Source organism: Chitinophaga sp. 22620, assembly GCF_052044405.1.
Taxonomy (GTDB): domain Bacteria; phylum Bacteroidota; class Bacteroidia; order Chitinophagales; family Chitinophagaceae; genus Chitinophaga.
This window is the reverse complement of the sequence record NZ_JBQEMV010000001.1, coordinates 1,832,832-1,849,698: the sequence shown is the minus strand read 5'-3', so window position 1 is coordinate 1,849,698 and position 16,867 is coordinate 1,832,832. Positions and strand designations below refer to the sequence as shown.

Genomic DNA, 16,867 nt, shown 5'->3' with positions numbered 1-16,867 from the left:
GTTCGGTTCGGTTTGTTGATACCTGTTCAGTTTCCTGTCAATATCACTTCCTGCAATTTCATCAGTTCACCATTTATATTGCCCGGTTTCAGCTCCAGGTCATAAGTACCGGCGGGCAATCGCAAAATGCCTGTTTCATTTTCGCCCAGCTTCCCTTCAATTTTCTGATCGCCTGCCCTGAGCAGAAAGGTGTTGCCCTTCACTGCATCCTCTTTTACATACCTCAGCTGCAACTTCAATACAGCCGGCTCGTTCAGCCTGATCTTCCAGCTGAGCCACTGGTCCTGCTTCTTCCAGTTCTGCACAAAATCCTTTCCTGCTTTGCCGTCGCCGTAGCCAAGACCTTTACCATGCAGCGTGGCGTCGAAGGCCCGGAGGATATTTTTTTCCTTTGAGGCCAGCAATCTCGCTTCATCCCCTTTGATGGCGCCTTCCACTTCCGCCACGATCACGGTATTTACAGTATCCGGCGCTTTGGTGGGTACGTTGAATATCCAGTCGCTGGTGTTTTTCTTTTTGTAGCCCAGCTTTTTACCATTGGCCAGCAGCGATGCATTTTTAATATTTCCCTGCAAGCCGCCCAGCACCAGCTGCCCGTTGGCGGGCCAATTGAACACGTGCAGGAAGAGCTTATTCCCTTTCCTCGTCACTTCGCCCCAGTGCTGCAACGGCAAAGGCGATGCTTCCGTTCCGTACACGCTCTGGCCGTTTGTTCCCAGCCATTCCCCGATCCGGTGCAATATGACCGTATCTCTCGGATCGATCACGCCGTTGCCCATCGGGCCGATGTTCATCAGCAGGTTGCCGCCCCTGGCGGTTGCCTTGGCGATCAGCCGGATGAAGAACGCGGCGGGTTTGTGGCTGTTATCGTAACGGGAATACCCGTACGATTCATTTGTTGTCGGGATGGCTTCCCAGTCGCCTTCCACGGGATAAAATTCCGCAGGCCTGTCAGCAGTGTTCTTGTAATCGCCGAAGGAAACAGCCGGACTTCTTGCCAGCCTTCCGTTCACCACCACATCGGGATCCGTTTCGCGGATGGCTTTCAGGATGCGGATGTTCTCAGACAGCGGCAGCTTGTGCGGCGTATCGAACCAGATGATGTCCGGCTTATACTTTACCAGCAGTTCTTTGATCTGCGGGATGGATTTTTCATCCACATACTTCACCGCTTTGGGCAGCAGCTCCGGGTGGTGATCGTACCAGGCAGTGCCGCCGTAGAGATTCTTATCCCCGCCGGGGTTCTGGTAATCCCAGTCGTTGCCCGGTGCATCAGGATGTTCCCAGTCGAACGCATGGGAATAATAAAACCCGAAACGGATGCCGTATTTTTTGCAGGCCGCCGAAAGCTCCTTCATCGGGTCCCTTTTGAACGCCGAGTGACCGATCGTATAATCGCCGATGGCTGAAGGATACATCGCCACGCCGTCGTGATGTTTGGCGGTGATGATGAGATACTTCATGCCGGCGTCCTTTACCAGCTTCACCCATTCATCCGCGTTGAAGTCCACGGGATTAAAAGTGCTGATCAGCTGCTGTGCATATTCGCTTCTCGGTATCTTTTCTTTACGCATCAGATGTTCCGCATAACCGCCCACTTTCTTCCCTTTCCATTCGCCGCCGGGCACGGAATACACGCCCCAGTGAATAAAACAGCCGAACGTTGCCTCCCGCCACCAGGCAATACGCGCATCATGATCCTTCATCGAAGCCGTCCACCAGCCGCCTGTCGCTTCCGCAATAGCTATGCTGTCGCGCCTGGCGGCCTGCTGCATGAGGATGCCATCGTCGTCTCCTTTAAACTGCGCGGATGCCTGTATAGATATGCCAGATAGGGCCGCGGCTAATGTTATGACGGTTCTTTTATTCATTTCGCGCTGATCGTTACAGTGCCTGCGGATATCACAACCGTTTGATCCATTACCGGTTCCAGGTCAAGGGAAGGCAGCTTGCCGCCGTCGCTGATCACTTTGTTCACCGGGAATCCGTAGTCTTTTATTTCTTTCCGTTGTGCTTTTGTATTATTCGCCTGGCTGATGCTCACTTGCTGCGCCGTACGGATCGTTTGGGAACCCTGGTTCACTTTGGAACGGATCAGGGCTTTTTCCAGCTTGCCGTTCTTCCAGCTGATGTCCACTTCCATGCCGCCTTTGATCTTCAATCCTTTTACGCTGCCATTTGGCCAGGCTGAAGGCAATGCGGGCAGGAGGTGTATCACGCCGTCGTGGCTTTGCACGAACATTTCCGTGATGCCGGACACCACGCCAAAGTTGCCATCTATCTGGAAGGGCGGGTGCGCATCGAACAGGTTGGCGTATGAACCTCCGCTGCTGTCGCCCACGCTGATGGAATCGATCGTTGCCAGGAAGAGCTGTTTGTTCAGCATCGTGTAGGCGTGATCGCCGTCTTCCAGCCTCGACCACCAGTTGATCTTCCATGCTTTGCTCCACCCGGTTCCGCCGTCGCCTCTCAACAGCAGGCTTTGTTTGGCGGCCGCTGCCAGCTCGGGCTGGCGGCGCGGGGTGATGGCGTTGCCCGGGTATACCCCGTACAAATGGCTCAGGTGGCGGTGTTTGTCTTTCGGGTCATCCCAGTCTTTGTACCATTCCTGCAACTGGCCCAGCCGGCCCGCCTGGAAGGGATACATGTTCCTGAGCACAAACTTCATCTGCTTCACCAGGTCGGCGTCTTTCCCCAGTGTTTCCGCGGCCAGTATAGTACGGTTCAGCAGGTCGTGGATGATGGAGAGGTCCATGGTGGAAGCGATGCTTACAGAACCTTTCCGTTCGCCGTTCACCAGGAAATTATTTTCCGGCGAAGTGGAAGGATTGGTCACCCATTTTCCATCCGGATCTTTCACCATCCAGTCCATCATAAATTCCGCAGCACCTTTCATGAGCGGATAAGCGGTATCGGCAAGGAACTTTTCGTTCCCGGTATATGTATAGTGTTCCCAGAGATGCCGGCAGAACCAGGCACCCGCCATCGGCCAGATGCCCCAGCGCGGGTCCCCTTTCGGGTCTCTCCAGTCGAAGCCGCCGCTGGGTGAAGTGATGGCCCAGATATCCGTGTTGTGATGCACGGCCCATCCTTTCATGCCGTAGTTCACCTGCGCTGTTTTTGCCCCGTTCTTCGCCAGCTGTGCAATAAAATCGAACAAAGGGCCGGCGCATTCGCTGAGATTGGCTGTTTCAACGGGCCAGTAGTTCATCTGCGTATTGATGTTCACCGTATAGTTGGAGCCCCATGGCGGCTGCATCTTGTCGTTCCAGAGCCCCTGCAGGTTCATAGCCGGGCCGCCTTTGCGGGAGCCGGCGATCATCAGGTACCGGCCGTACTGGTACAGCAGCGTGGTGAGCTGCGGATCGCGGTGGCCGCCCGCGCGGGTATATTCTTTCAGCCTTGTGTCTGTCGGTTTCAGGGCCGATGTGTCTTTTCCAAGGTCCAGCTTCACGCGGGCGAAGAGGGCCGAATAATCTGTCCTGTGGGCTTTCAGCAGGTTATCGTAACTCATAGAACCCGCCTGTGCCAAAGGTTTCAGCGCCTGTGCCGCGGGGTCCTTCCCTGCGCTTACCGGGTTGTTGAAGGGACCGTTGTAGCTGGTGCCGATAGACAGTAGAAGTACCGCTTCCGTGGCGCCTTTTATGCTGAGGCCTTTTTCATCAACTTTGCTGCTGCCGCCTTTCAGGCGGGCCTGCAAATGCACTTCGTACCTGATCCCGTTCTTTGGGTCGTATTCGAAGGTTCTTTTTTCGTACGGCCTGTGGGGCACATAGCTCGGACATTGGCCATTGAGCACGATGTGTTTGTCGTTCTTCTTCGACAGCTCTACCGGCATGGGATTGTCGAACAATGCCCGGAAATTCAGCGCACCGGGTTTGCTGCTCCGCCAGCGTATCACCAGCAGTTGCGCCGGGTAGCTCACGAACATTTCCCTTGTATATTCCACGCCGCCGGAAGAATATTTCACGGTAGCCACGGCATTATTAAGATCCAGCGAACGTTCGTACCCCTGTACTTCGCTCACCGGCGCGTCGTTCTTTATCAGTAAGTTGCCCAGCGTCAGGTAACGTGCGCTGTAAGGGCCCAGCATGAGCCTGCTCAGCGAATCCGCTTTCATATATTCTCCTTTCCACAAGGCCTCTCTTACGAAGGGCAGCGTGGTGCGCGCGCCGGGATTGTTGCCGTCGGACGGGCTGCCGCTCCAGAGGAACGCTTCATTCAGCTGGAGCTTTTCTTCCGCAACGGAACCGAATATCATGGCGCCGATGCGGCCGTTCCCCACCGGGAGCGCTTCGTTCCAGTTAGCGGCCGGCTGGCGGTACCAGAGCTTCAGCAAGGGATCTCCCTGTTGAGCCTGCGCGTGGAACTGTACAATAAACAATATGATCCCTGCGATCAATCCTTTCATCCTTCCTGTAGTTTAGCAATTGGCATTGACGATAACTGTAGCGCCGGCGTGATCAAACATCCCATGACGTTGCTGTTCACAGGCAGCGCGATGATGTATCGCGCCGCCCGTGAATGGCAGCAAAGCATGAATTGTGTAATGAAAAGTAATGACTGATCTTCATAACGCGGTGCCTGTGCGTCCAGGCATATAATAATTAGAGAATTAAGTCCGGTCCTGTTGTATTCAGCAAACGTTTGCATTAATCTGGTTGCTGATATCCTGAAACACGCCCTGAATATAATACCGAAATTATGCAATCGGTTGCAAATTATAAAGCATTATTTTAACTATTGCTGGTATAGAATTAACCCGTGCTAAAGCAATTATATCGCGGGACTGCTGAAACCCAGGCGCTGCAAGCCTGTTTTTATTTCGGGGCAGCTCATGAAAAGCCTCCACAGCAGCCCGCTGCGGTAGTTCTCTATCATCACCACGATCGGCCCCTGGTCGATAGCCAGATATTGATAGTCAAACCAATTGACGGTCTCGTTGAAGGCATCATAAAAACCATATTCACCCCAAAGCCTGTCCCCTACGTTGTTATAAAAATATTTCAGCGCCTGCATGGAATACTCCGGCGTATAGGGAAACGATGATAAGGCGGCGGTGGGTGTGATCACGCCAAGGTCGTTGGTAGGCGAATGCGCATTGTAGAACTCATGGTTATCGCTGGCGGTAAGCCCCCAGCAGTCCGCACTATAGCCTTTGAACTTTTTTGGGTTCTCTATGCAGTACTGGCGGTTGATGAGCGTGTGATTTTTATTCTGTTCCCAGTAATCGGCATACTGGTCTTTCAACCCGCGCGGGTCCAGGCCGAGGAAGGAATAATGTGCGAAGAAGAGCGGGCCGCCGTATGGAAAGCCCAATGGCAATTTAATGCCGTAATATTCGCGGTTGGTGGAAAAGAAAGTGCTCACCGCCCAGCCGTTGTGATAAACTTTCGGCGAAATGGGATAGTTGGGTGAAGAGGCAGCCAGCACATATGCGATAAGGCATTCATTCCAGCCGCGTATCTGGTGGTTCATGGCCCATCCGCTGTTGGGGCTCCAGTGCCAGTACAGCACATCCTGCCCGCCCTGTGTATACCAGTTCCATTCGGTTTCCCCCCACATCCAGGTTATTTTGTTGCGCAGTTCCTGCTCCTTTGGCGTGTTGCCGGTGAAGTATTGCCGCACGCACAGCAGGCCCTGCCACATAAAAGCAGATTCCACCAGGTCGCCACCGTCGTCTCTCCGGCTGAACGGGACTGTTTTGCCGGTAGCGCCGTCTAACCAGTGCGGCCACACGCCGTGGTAGTGATCTGCTTTGTACATGAAGTTCACGATCTTCAGCAACCGCTCCAGCCCCTGCTCTCTCGTAATGAATTTTCTTTCGATGCCCACGAGTATCGCCATCACGCCAAAACCGGAACCGCCAACGGTCACTACTTCGGGCGTGGTGGTGCGCTCGGGCGCAAGGCCGGAAACGGGATGGGCGAATTTCCAGAAATAATCGAAAGTGCGTTGCTGCACGAGCGTGAGCAAAGCAGAGTCCCCCAGCTGTGGCCGGGGGATCCGTTTCTTCTTCTGCGCCGTTGCGGGCAGCATCAATATGGTACAGCAAATAACGCAGATCAGGCTTCGTATCATATAACGGTTTGTTGATTCAAATTACAGTTTTCCTTCCATCCCGCGATCAGTTGTATCCCGGGTTTTGCGTGAGGCGGTTGTTGCTCAGCAGTATCTGGTCCTGCGGGATGGGGAACAATTCGTTCTTGTTGTCCACGAAATTTTTCCCGCTTGCGCGCATCACCACGCCTGCGCGGCCCGTGCGCACCAGGTCCCAGAAACGGTCGTGCTCCATGGCCAGTTCCACCCTTCTTTCTCTCCATATTTTCTGCCGCAGATCGGCCTGCCCGCCAGAAACGGCCGGCGACAACCCGGCACGCCTGCGCACAATGTTCAGCTTGGCCAATGCTTCGCCGGTATTGCCCAGCTCGTTGGCAGCTTCGGCGTATTGCAGTAATAATTCACCGTAACGCAGCACACGCAGGTTCTTGGGCGTACGGTCAGGACTACCGCAGTAGGGTTCCTGTGTGCGGCTGTGGTATGCTTTGTAGTTATACCGGTCATTTTCCACGGAATCGCGGCTGGGCACCCGGAAGCCGTCCCACAGCACGGTGCCGTTCGGCTGGATGGTGATGATGGTCGCGGCCCTCCGTTTGTCGCCGGGCTCGTAAGCGGCAGCCAGATTCGCGGAGGGGTTGTTGAAACCGAACCCGAAATCGGACCAGCCTCTCCTGGCGCGGATGCCCTGGCTGTTGGCATACAGCTCGATGGCGGAGTTGCAGGCAGCATTGGTACCTGTTTGTACTTCAAAAATAGATTCAATGGAATTGGCCCCAACCGTGCGCCAGATGTTCGCATAATTGGAAAGAGTATCGTACAGGCCGGAGTTGATCACTTCCTGGCTCAGGTTAAAACTCTGCTGCCAGTTCTTCTGGTACATATACACTTTCCCCAGCAGCATCTGCGCGGCGCCTTTGGTAACGCGGCCTACAGGCGTTGCGCCTTTCAACGGAAGGTTAGCCACGGCAAATTGCAGGTCTTCGATGATGAGCGCATAAATATCCGCCGCTGAAGCCCGCGTCTGGAACGCGTCTGAATTGGCTTCTTCCGGCGTGGGCACCCGGTCGAGCTTCGGCACGCCGCCATAGGTACGCACCAGGTTGAAATAAAAATAGGCGCGCAGGAAACGCACTTCGCCGATCAGCCTGTTCTTGTCCGCATCGTCCAGCGGGCTCAGCGGCAACTTGTCCAGCGCCTGGTTGGCGCGCGCGATAGCCTGGTAATATCCGGTCCAGAAATTGGCCACGATAGGGTTGGAAGGACCGTACGTAAAATTGTCAATTTCAAGCGAAGGACCATAATCCTGTGGCGTGCTGCCCTTATCCGCGTCGTCGCTCACAATGCTGGTGATGTTGATAAATTGAAGGCCATGCACATCGGGTCCGAAACCGCCCAGCCACATCACGTTGTACACGCCGTTGGCAAGGTCGATCGCCGCAGTGGGATTGGTGCGTATCTCTTCTTCGGTCACCCTGCCCTGGGGAGGAATATCCAGGAAACCTTTCCCGCAGCCCGCATATACGAACAGCAGTGTTATCATAAACAGGGGTATATAGATCGTCTTTTTCATGTTGCTGCATTTAAAATGTTACGTTCAGTCCTATCGCGAAAGTTTTGGTGGTCGGGTACGGGTTCAGCTCTATACCCGCGTCCAGCGGGCTGGTGCTGTTCTGCAGGGACAGGAAGCCGTCCCTCCTTGCCTGGCCCGCTACCAGCTCGGGTGAGAAGCCGGTGAATTTTTTCACGGTGAAAAGGTTCTGCGAAGTAAGGTATATCCTCAGCCGCTGGAACTTTATACGCTCCAGCAGCGCCTTCGGCAATGTGTAACCGACCGTGAGATTGTTCAGCCTGAAGAAATTACCGGACTCTATAAAATAATCCGATGCGGGAATGCCGCCGGGCAATGTTCTCGGGTCTGTTGTGGATGGACGGTCTGCCCGCCAGCGTTTGTCCGCATAGCTGGCTTCTATGTTGTCTGTCACATCATACCGGAAGGCTTTTTTACCGTTGTAGATTTTATTCCCCGCGTTGCCGTAAAAGTCTACACTGAAGTCGATATTCTTATAATTGAGCCCTGCGTTGATGCCGTAGTAGAATTTAGGCTGGTAGCTGCCGGCGTATACCCGGTCGTCCAGGTTGATCACGCCGTCGCCGTTCACGTCGCGGTAACGCAGGTCGCCGGGCGCTGCGTTGGGCTGTATCTTATCGCCATCTTTATCCACATAGGCGTCTATTTCCCCCTGGTTCTGGAACACGCCGTCTGCATCCAGCACAAAGAAGCTGCCGATGGGCTGGCCGTTGTCCGTTTTGGTAATATTGCCCTGCTGGCCTACCCCGCCGCGGAACAGCGGCTGGCCCTGGTTAAGGCCGGTCACTTCGTTGTCGTTGAGCGTGAGGTTGCCGCCGATCGTGTAATCGAAATCATCGGATATCTTGTCTTTCCATCCCAGCGTAAACTCCCAGCCCCTGTTCACGAAAGAGCCTGCATTGGTGGTATACTCGTTGTCCGGGTCGCCGAGCAGGCCGGGGATCCTCACGGTCACCAGCGCGTCGCGGGTCTCTTTGTTATAGTAGTTCACTTCACCGGTCAGCTTGCTGTTCACCATGCTGAATTCCAGCCCGAAGTCGTATTCCTGGGTGGTTTCCCATTTCAGGTTCCGGTCTTTGATGTCGGACAGGTTAGTGCCCAGCGTGGGCACGCCATTGAAAAAGTACAGCAGGCCCGAGTTGGCAGTGAGTATGTAAAGATTGGAAGCGATATTGTCGTTACCGATGCGCCCCCAGCTGCCGCGCAGTTTCAGGAAGTTGAACAGCTCCTGGTTCTTCATGAATTCTTCCTGCGAGATCACCCATCCAAGGCCAAATGCGGGGAAATAACCGTTACGGTTATCTGAAGGGAAGCGCGACGAGGCGTCGTTACGGAAAGAAGCGGAAAACAGGTACTTGTCGTCGTAGCTGTAATTCACCCTCGCCAGGATGGAAGTGCGGGCGTATTTATCGCCATCAGCCGTGTTGGTGGAAGTGTTCGGATCACCGGCAATGAGGTACCAGAGATCAGGACTGTTGGGCACATTCCGGCGGAGGCCCTGAAGGTAATTCCCGGAATATTTTTGCGCGGTGTAGCCGGCCAGCACGGTGAGGTCGTGTTTATCGAAACGTTGCTGGTAAGTCGCCGTATTTTCCCAGAGCCATTCGGTACCTTCTTCCTTCACCATGGTAAGCTGGCTTTCCGGCCTTTGCTGGTTGCCACCCGCTACGAGGAACGTATTTTCGTCGTTGAGGTATTTGTCCTGGAATGTCCGCCGGTTCTGGAATCCCTGGTTCACACCTATGCTGGAGCGGAGGCGGAGCCATTTCCAGGGGGAATATTCTAGGTAAGAGGTTCCCTGCAAACGGTTCTCGTTCGCTTCATCGAACGTTTTATCGAGCGTCAGGATGGGATTGCCGACGTTCTGGAAAGCGGATGTATTGCCATATTTACCGTTGCGCGTAATGGGGATCACGGGGGCGGCGCGGTAGGTGTTGTTGTAAACGTCGTCCAGCTGTACGATGTCGGTCTTATTGTGCATGTACGACAGCTGGGCCACGAATTTCAGCTTGTCTTCCACGATGTTCCATTCATTGTTGGAGCGGATCGTGAAGCGGTCGTAGCGGTTGTCTTTCACAATACCTTCATCCGTCAGGTAGCCGGCGTTGAAGTAATACAGGAACTTTTCGCTGCCGCCGGAAAGTGAAATATTGTGCACCTGCTGGAGGCCTTTGCGCAATACAGCATCGTACCAGTCCGAGTCTGCCCCGAAGTCCGGGATGGTCACCTGCGGGCCTGCCACTGCGAGATAATCGATATATTGCTGCCTGTTGGCCATTTTTACCACGTTAGCCGCCTGGCGCCAGCCGATGTTCATATTGTAGCTCACTTCCATCTTACCGGCCTGGCCGCGTTTGGTGGTGATGATGATCACGCCGTTGGCCGCGCGCACGCCGTAGATGGCCGAGGCGGAAGCGTCTTTGAGCACGTCCATGCTCACGATGTCCGCGGTGTTTATGTTGCGGATGTCGTTGGTGAGAATACCGTCTACCACGTACAGCGGTTCAGCGCCCGCCAGCATACTACCCGTACCGCGTACACGAACCTGGGGCTGGGAGCCCGGCTGCCCCGAGCTGATGATCTGCACGCCGGCCAGTTTGCCCTGCACGCCCTGGGTGGCGGTGTTTACGGGTTGTTTGGCAATTTCTTCACCCCGTACGCTGCCCACGGCGCCGGTAACGTCTCTCTTGCGACGTGTGCCGTAACCGATCACCACCACCTGCTCCAGCTCGGAAGCGGAGGAGCTCATCACCACATCCAGCGTGGTGCGGCCCGAGAGCGGGATTTCCTGCTGCGTATAGCCGATGTAGGAGAACTGTAGTGTAGCGTTGGCATCGGGTACGTTGATGGAATAAGTGCCGTCCGGCTGTGATACGGTGCCGGTGGTAGTGCCTTTTACCTGGATGGTAACGCCGGGGATAGGCGTACCGTCGCTGCCGCGCACGGTACCTTTTACGGCAATGGCCTGCATAAAAGCGCCTGAGCCACGGGCAAGCGTGGCAAGGGGTTGCAGGAATAGCCATAAGAAAATGGAATACAATAGTAAGCCTGATTTCATAATAACGTGTTTAAGCTCATCAATATGGGTGATTGGAGGGTTAGGGAAAAACAAGACAGGCCCAGGTTATTCAAGAATTACAAGCACGGGGATTCTAATGTTCAATCTGTTTGAAGAAAACGGGCAAGGATTCGATTTTGTCAGCGATTTAGATGTTACACCGCAATTAACACTCCGGTATATGTCATGCCACTGCAATAAGTGTTAAAACAATGTTAAAATGAAGGCGCTGCGATGTCACCCGGAATTCCTGAAAACAACAAAAGTGTCGTTTCAAATCTGCAAAATGGGTATAGAAATGTCTTTTGTAATCGATAAAAACAGGAATGCCGGCTCAAAAAAATGAACCGGCATTCCTTTAAAAAATATTATTACCAGGCAATCACTTCATCCGGCCTTCAATATCTTTCCATGAATAGTAGTGGAACACCCTGCCGTTGCTCATCGCTACAAACAGCCCGCCGGGATATTTGCCGCCGAAAGTAACGGGCGTAATATCTGAACCATCGCTTTCGATAGTGGAAACGGGCACTTCGGCCACAAAAGCATTCGCGCCTTCTCTTTTGAAGATCATGAACGTATTGGCCTGCTGGTTGGATACCAGCAGGTAACCGGTGCTGTCTGTAACCGGATACACGGAAATCCCTTCGTGATCGGACGCAAAGCCCTGCTGTGCAAAAAAATCAAGCTCGCGGTCATCTTTTTTATCCGGGTCTGCGAAGTATTTGCGCACGCCCGCGGTTTCGTCTGAATAATACACGAAGCCCAGCTGGTTGTCCACCGCGATGGCTTCCACTTCTTTTTTACCGCTGTACCGCCCGAATTTGCGCACTACTTCAGCTTTCAGGTTGCCACGGCCGTCGTTCAGCAGGCGGTATTGCCAGAGGTAGCCTTCGGCGGGACCTTCTTTCCTGCCTACGATCACGAACACGGCGGAGTCCGAAGGCCGGGTGTACATCGCCAGCCCCATGGGATCGGCCTGCTGCTCGCCCGCGAATACGGGGATGCCGCCATTGTCCAGCGGGTTGAGGTCCGGCAGGCTGAAGATCCTGATCTTTCGGGTCTCTCTTTCGGTAAGCACCGCAACGTCCACCAGGCGGCCATTCACAGGTACGTCATATGCAATGTCCACGTTATTAGGGCGCTTTAACCCCTCTGATTTGCGTACGATCCTGCCGTTGAGGTCAAAAGCGTAGAGCGCGCCCTGCGAGTCTTTGTCCGTGCCGATGATCAGGCTTTGAAGCGTATCTTTCCGGTTGATCCAGATGGCGGGATCGTCGGTATCATGTTCCACAGGATCGGTCACTGCGGCCGGTTTCAGCGCATTTTCCGCAACGGGCGCATGATCGTTGCACGCAACCAGTGCCAGCGCCAGGCTTGTATATATCAATGTTAGTCTCGTCATTATGCTGATTTATGCAAATTACAGATCGAATTTAAAACCGAAGTTGTACCGGGGACGGTAGAACTCTTCCTGCATCGTTCTTTCCACGATGCCCTGGTAATAACGCAGCGGCTGGTTGGTGAGGTTGTTCGCCTCGCCGAATACGCGCAATTGCTGCGTCAGCTTCACGGAAACATTGGCGTCCAGAAAAAACTGCCGGTCGTAAAAACGGTCCTCAAAATCGGAACCGCCCAGCTCATCGAGGTAAGATGCGGCATAGTTGCCGGAAATGCGGGCGGTGAAGCGTTTGTTCTCGTAGGAAAGCGAAGCGTTGAACATATGCGGCGCGGTGCCAGGCAATGTTACGCCGGTGCGTTTTTCGCCGTCGCCGTTGTATACGCCGTCTGCTTCAGATTTTGTGTAGGTGTAGTTCAGGTAAATGCCGAAGCCTTTGGCAAAACCGGGCAGGAAGTCCAGCTGGCGTTGCAGGGCCACTTCAAAGCCGTAAACTTTTACTTTGTTGCCGTTGCGGGCCTGTTTGTACGCCCAGGTGTCGCCATCGGGAATGGGATTGCCGAGGGTGGGATAATCGGCGGCGAACTTGGCGGTGCTGTACTGCTGGTCGCTGTAGGTATAAATGAAGTCTTTGATATTCTTGTAGAACACGCCGCCGGAAAGGATCCCCACGGATTTGAAATACTGCTCGGCCATGATGTCGTAGTTAACGGCGTAGGCGGATTTCAGGGCGGGATTGCCTGCGCTCAGCTCTTCATCGTCCACCACGCTGCTCACGTACGGCGCAATGTCGTAGTAGTTAGGCCGTGCAATGGAGGTGGTCACCGCGGCGCGGAGCACGAGGTTCTCGGTGGCATTGAACTTGAATGTAAGACCAGGCAACACGTTCAGGTAGCTGTTCTTCACGCTGCGCTGGCCGGCCAGCTCTTCTTCGTCTTCCACCACATTGCCTTCATACCTGGTGCTGGTGTTCTCCAAACGCAGGCCTGCAATAAAGGAAAGTTTGGAGGTAATGTCCTGGTCCCAGCGGATGTAGCCCGCGGTGATGGTTTCTCTTGCTTTGTAATTCTCTGCAAGGTATTCAGACGGGTCGGCTTCTTTGTTGAACAATGCAGGATTGTTCAGGTCCAGGCCGCCGAGGAAATCAGGCGCAATGAAGGTTCCGGGCACATATTGACTGCCCGGCTGGAAGTTCTTCCCGTTCCAGGACACGGTCGGCATTTTGTCCAGCGTTTCGAATTCGCCGATGGGCTCGTATTCGAAGAAGTTATTGTCCCGTTTTTTGTCTTTCAGCCTCAGCCTGGCGCCAATACGCATGCGGCCTTTCTGCTGGGGGATCACGCTGAGCGGGAAGCGCAGGTTCACTTTCAGGCCCAGCTCGCTTTCGCGGGTGAAGTCGTTGTTTTCTGTTACGGAGTTGAACTCATAATCGCCATCGGTCACGCCGGGCGCGGTTACGAGCGGGCGGCGGGGATCGGCCAGGTTCAGGGTGAGGGGAACGTCCTCATATTCGTATGCGATATACCTTTCACGATCTGCTTTTTCGCTGGCGGCGGAGTAAGTGGCGCTCCAGTTCAGGTCCAGCTTGCTGCTCAGCAGGTGGTCGCCGCGGAGGGAGTAGTTCTGCACGCGCTGTGTTTCCAGCCTGCGGTTCTTCCCCCTGCTTCCGCCGATGCCGCCTTTGTTCTCTTTGCTCAGGCTGCCTGTGTAACCGGTAATGTTATCGTTGGCGTCGTATTCGGGCTCGATATCTTCAAATCCTTGCACATAGCGGTTCTCACGATCGTCTCTCCAGTTATACATGGCGTTCAGGTAAAGAACGTTGTTGGCATTGAATCGGTAATCCAGCGCGCCGGAAATGCTCCTGCGGATGCGTTGTACGAAATACTGGCGGATGCCGAGTTCTTCAATATATACGTTCCCGAAATCGTCTTTCGCCCAAACGGGTTCAATGTTATCCGAGCCGTAATCGTTGTTGTTGTAGGAAGCGCTCAGCACGGCTCCCAGCTTGCTGGAAAAGAAGCGGTTGCCCAGCACGAGGGCGCCGTTGTAGATAGGCTTCTCACGGATGGGATTGTAGCCGGTGGAAAGCGTGGCGGATACGCGGGGCCCGTTAGGCGCGGCGCGGGTCACCAGGTTCACGGAGCCGCCGATGGCGTCCGCATCCATATCGGGTGTGAGGGTCTTGTTCAGTTCAATGGTCTGCACCATGTCCGAAGGGATCAGGTCCATCTGCACGTTGCGGTTATCGCCTTCGGCTGAAGGGATGCGGTCGCCGTTGAGGGTCACAGAATTGAGCTGCGGCGCCAGCCCGCGGATGATGATGTTGCGCGCTTCGCCCTGGTCGTTCTGCATGGTCACGCCGGGAATGCGTTTGATGGCGTCGCCGATGTTTCCGTCGGGGAAACGGCCGATCTGGTCTGCGCTTACCACATTGGTCACATTGGGATTGTTCTTCTGCTGGTTGAGGGCTTTGGCCTGGCCGCGCAGGCGGTCGCCCACGATCAGCACCTCTTTGCCTGCAATACCGCCTGCTTCCAGGCCCAGGGTCACCTGTTCGTTTTTGCCGGAAGCAACGGTCACGGGCTGGGAAGCTTTTTCATACCCGATGTAGCTCACTTCCAGGATATATTGCCCGGCAGGCACGTTCAGGAACTCGAATTTGCCCTGCTGGTCGCTGACGGTATAGTGGTTGCCGGGACTAAGCTTCAACGTGGCGCCGGGAAGGGACAGGCGTTGTTTTTTATCCATAATATGACCGGTCACCAGCCCGGTTCCCTGGGCAAAGCCCAGCATGCTGATGCAGCAGAGGATCATTACAGACAGCATTCTTTTAACCCGTACAAATGCTCCGCATTTTAATAGCCGGATGGAACCTCGCGGTTCATTGCCCTGTGCGTTAAAATTTATCACGCTCGGTTTCATGGTATCTTTTTTTGGTTTGGATAGTGCCGGGAAAAAACGGCCGTCATTTTTCCCGGCGCTTCAAAGATGCGCATGAAGCGGCCCGGCAGGCAAATTTTGAGCGTATACAAAAAGGAAACAGCGTGAACAGCTGCGTGAACAAAGCGGCAACAGCGTGAACAGGATGTGTTTAAATGATTGATATTCAATATCAGGATGCGTAACAAAATGTCTGTTAAGAAAACATTACCGTAACATTAAGCGAACATTACTCACAGCGACTGTATAAAAATGCTGAGGCTTTCTCCCTGCCGCAGGTTCAGCTTTTTACGCAGGCGGTAGCGCACCACGCGCAGGCTGTCCTGCGAAATCCCCAGCAGGATCGCGATGTCGTTGGAGCTCAGGTTCATTTTCAGCAGGGCTACCAGCCGGAGGTCGTTCGCGGTGAGGGTGGCGCAGTATCCTTTCAGTTTATCGAAAAAGGATTGGTGGATCTGTTCGAAGATGCTGCGGAATTCATCCCAATGCTGGTCGTGGTTAAAATTCTGGTGTATAAGCTGTTGTAATTGTTTGAGTTGTTTTTTCTGGTCGCGGCGGTCGTCTTTCACCATTTCTTCCAGCCGCTGCTGGATGTCTTCCAGCAGCTGGTTCTTCTGGATAATATGAAGGGTATGGGTGCCCAGCACTTTGGAGCGCACTTCCAGTTCCTGTTTGAGGTTCTGCTCCTGCATCTGCAATAATTCGGTGCGGGTGCGGAACTGTTGCTGCTCCTGCATGCGCAGCAGCGCGGCGTTCCTGATCTTCAGGCGCTGGCGGCTGATAATGAGCGCGCCCAGCGCGGCCAGCAGCAGGGCGCCCATCACCAGGGCAATGGCGGTTTTGCGGGCGTTCTTCAGGTTCACGATCTCCAGGTCCTTTTTGCCGGTGTCGTACATGGTTTGCAGGATGGAGAGCTGCTTGCTGCTTTCGCGGGAATAGATGGTGAGCAGGTTCTCCCGGCTCAGTTCCAGGTAATAAAAAGCGCTGTCGTTGCGGCCCAGGAGGTTATACGCCTTTGCGATATCGCGGTAAGCGCTGCTGAGCTGGTATTCCTCTTTGGCCTCCAGCGCCAGGTTCAGTGCGTCGCGGCTGTAGGCAAGACTTTCCCCGTACCGGCCCGTTTTGCGCAGGATGTCGCCCAGGTTGTTGTAGATCTCGATGGTGGCGGGGCGGTCGCCGTTCCGGAGGTTCAGGTCCAGCGCCTGCCTGAAGTAGCGGTATGCGGTGTCGTACTGAGCAAGGTCTTCGTGGATGCTGCCGAGGTTCTCATATATTTTGGCGATACCGGTCTGGTTGTCCGTCTGTCTGAAAAGTTGCAGGGCTTTATGCTGGTAGAAGGAGGCGCTGTCGTAATGCTGCTGCTTTTCGTAGAGGTGGCCTATCCTGCCATTGGTTTGGGCCATGCCGTTATTGTTGCCGGCCTGGCGGTAGAGGTCCAGGGCTTCGTCGTATTGGCGGCGGGCCAGCTGGGGCTGGCGGTTGTAATAATATAATGTGCCGATGTCGTTGAGATTTTCGGCCAGCAGCTGCCATTGTTTTTCCTCGCGGTAGAGCTTACCGGCCTGCAGGTGATAATCCAGCGCCTGGGGATAATACCCGAGATGATAACATTGATCGGCCATCCGGCTCAGCAGGCGCGCGGCGGCGAGCCCGTCGTTCCGCTCCAGGGCGCGGTCCAGCGAATCTTTCAGTGCCGGGAATGCCGCATCGGCTACGGTGGCGGGAGCGCCGGCACGGGATATCATCATGGGAGCATCCGATTGCGCGGCAAGGCGCAGCACGGGCAGCAGGAAGAAGATAAAGGCGATAGGCTTCATCC

At 54.6% G+C, this 16,867-nt stretch carries 8 protein-coding genes; all 8 read right to left on the bottom strand.

All coding sequences use genetic code 11. From position 1 onward, the window contains the following. Window positions 1-26: 26 nt before the first annotated feature. The 8 genes from ACTJIK_RS07545 to ACTJIK_RS07510 all read right to left on the bottom strand — a co-directional run bounded on the left by ACTJIK_RS07545 (window position 27) and on the right by ACTJIK_RS07510 (window position 16,865). Complete coding sequence (locus ACTJIK_RS07545) at window positions 27-1,871, bottom strand: alpha-L-fucosidase (protein ID WP_440645751.1); 1,845 nt, start codon at window positions 1,869-1,871, stop codon at window positions 27-29. Continuing rightward, a complete protein-coding gene (locus ACTJIK_RS07540; protein ID WP_440645750.1) occupies window positions 1,868-4,411 on the bottom strand; it encodes a glycoside hydrolase family 95 protein in 2,544 nt (847 codons plus the stop codon). Before ACTJIK_RS07540 ends, ACTJIK_RS07545 begins: the two co-directional genes overlap by 4 nt. 365 nt (window positions 4,412-4,776) lie before the next feature. Beyond that, entirely contained in the window at window positions 4,777-6,081 is a 1,305-nt protein-coding gene (locus ACTJIK_RS07535; protein ID WP_440645749.1) for a glucoamylase family protein, read from the bottom strand. 46 nt (window positions 6,082-6,127) lie between these two features. Then, complete coding sequence (locus ACTJIK_RS07530; RefSeq protein ID WP_440645748.1) at window positions 6,128-7,630, bottom strand: RagB/SusD family nutrient uptake outer membrane protein; 1,503 nt, start codon at window positions 7,628-7,630, stop codon at window positions 6,128-6,130. A 10-nt stretch (window positions 7,631-7,640) separates the two neighbouring features. Next, complete coding sequence (locus ACTJIK_RS07525) at window positions 7,641-10,706, bottom strand: SusC/RagA family TonB-linked outer membrane protein (protein ID WP_440645747.1); 3,066 nt, start codon at window positions 10,704-10,706, stop codon at window positions 7,641-7,643. A gap of 382 nt (window positions 10,707-11,088) precedes the next feature. Beyond that, window positions 11,089-12,111: a phytase gene (locus ACTJIK_RS07520; RefSeq protein ID WP_440645746.1), complete on the bottom strand. Its 1,023-nt coding sequence runs from the start codon at window positions 12,109-12,111 to the stop codon at window positions 11,089-11,091. An 18-nt stretch (window positions 12,112-12,129) separates the two neighbouring features. Then, window positions 12,130-14,922, bottom strand: a complete 2,793-nt coding sequence (locus ACTJIK_RS07515) for a TonB-dependent receptor (protein ID WP_440645745.1) — start codon at window positions 14,920-14,922, stop codon at window positions 12,130-12,132. Window positions 14,923-15,281: 359 nt separating this feature from the next. Further along, window positions 15,282-16,865 carry a tetratricopeptide repeat protein gene (locus tag ACTJIK_RS07510; protein ID WP_440645744.1) on the bottom strand — a complete coding sequence of 528 codons (1,584 nt, stop codon included), beginning with the start codon at window positions 16,863-16,865 and terminating at the stop codon, window positions 15,282-15,284. Between the last annotated feature and the right edge of the window lie 2 nt (window positions 16,866-16,867).

Bases quoted from the DNA above. Each gene is read 5' to 3' on its own strand.
- ACTJIK_RS07510 (WP_440645744.1), bottom strand. From the start codon at position 16,865: ATGAAGCCTATCGCCTTTATCTTCTTCCTGCTGCCCGTGCTGCGCCTT.
- ACTJIK_RS07530 (WP_440645748.1), bottom strand. From the start codon at position 7,630: ATGAAAAAGACGATCTATATACCCCTGTTTATGATAACACTGCTGTTC.
- ACTJIK_RS07515 (WP_440645745.1), bottom strand. From the start codon at position 14,922: ATGATCCTCTGCTGCATCAGCATGCTGGGCTTTGCCCAGGGAACCGGG.
- ACTJIK_RS07520 (WP_440645746.1), bottom strand. From the start codon at position 12,111: ATGACGAGACTAACATTGATATATACAAGCCTGGCGCTGGCACTGGTT.
- ACTJIK_RS07525 (WP_440645747.1), bottom strand. From the start codon at position 10,706: ATGAAATCAGGCTTACTATTGTATTCCATTTTCTTATGGCTATTCCTG.
- ACTJIK_RS07535 (WP_440645749.1), bottom strand. From the start codon at position 6,081: ATGATACGAAGCCTGATCTGCGTTATTTGCTGTACCATATTGATGCTG.
- ACTJIK_RS07540 (WP_440645750.1), bottom strand. From the start codon at position 4,411: ATGAAAGGATTGATCGCAGGGATCATATTGTTTATTGTACAGTTCCAC.
- ACTJIK_RS07545 (WP_440645751.1), bottom strand. From the start codon at position 1,871: ATGAATAAAAGAACCGTCATAACATTAGCCGCGGCCCTATCTGGCATA.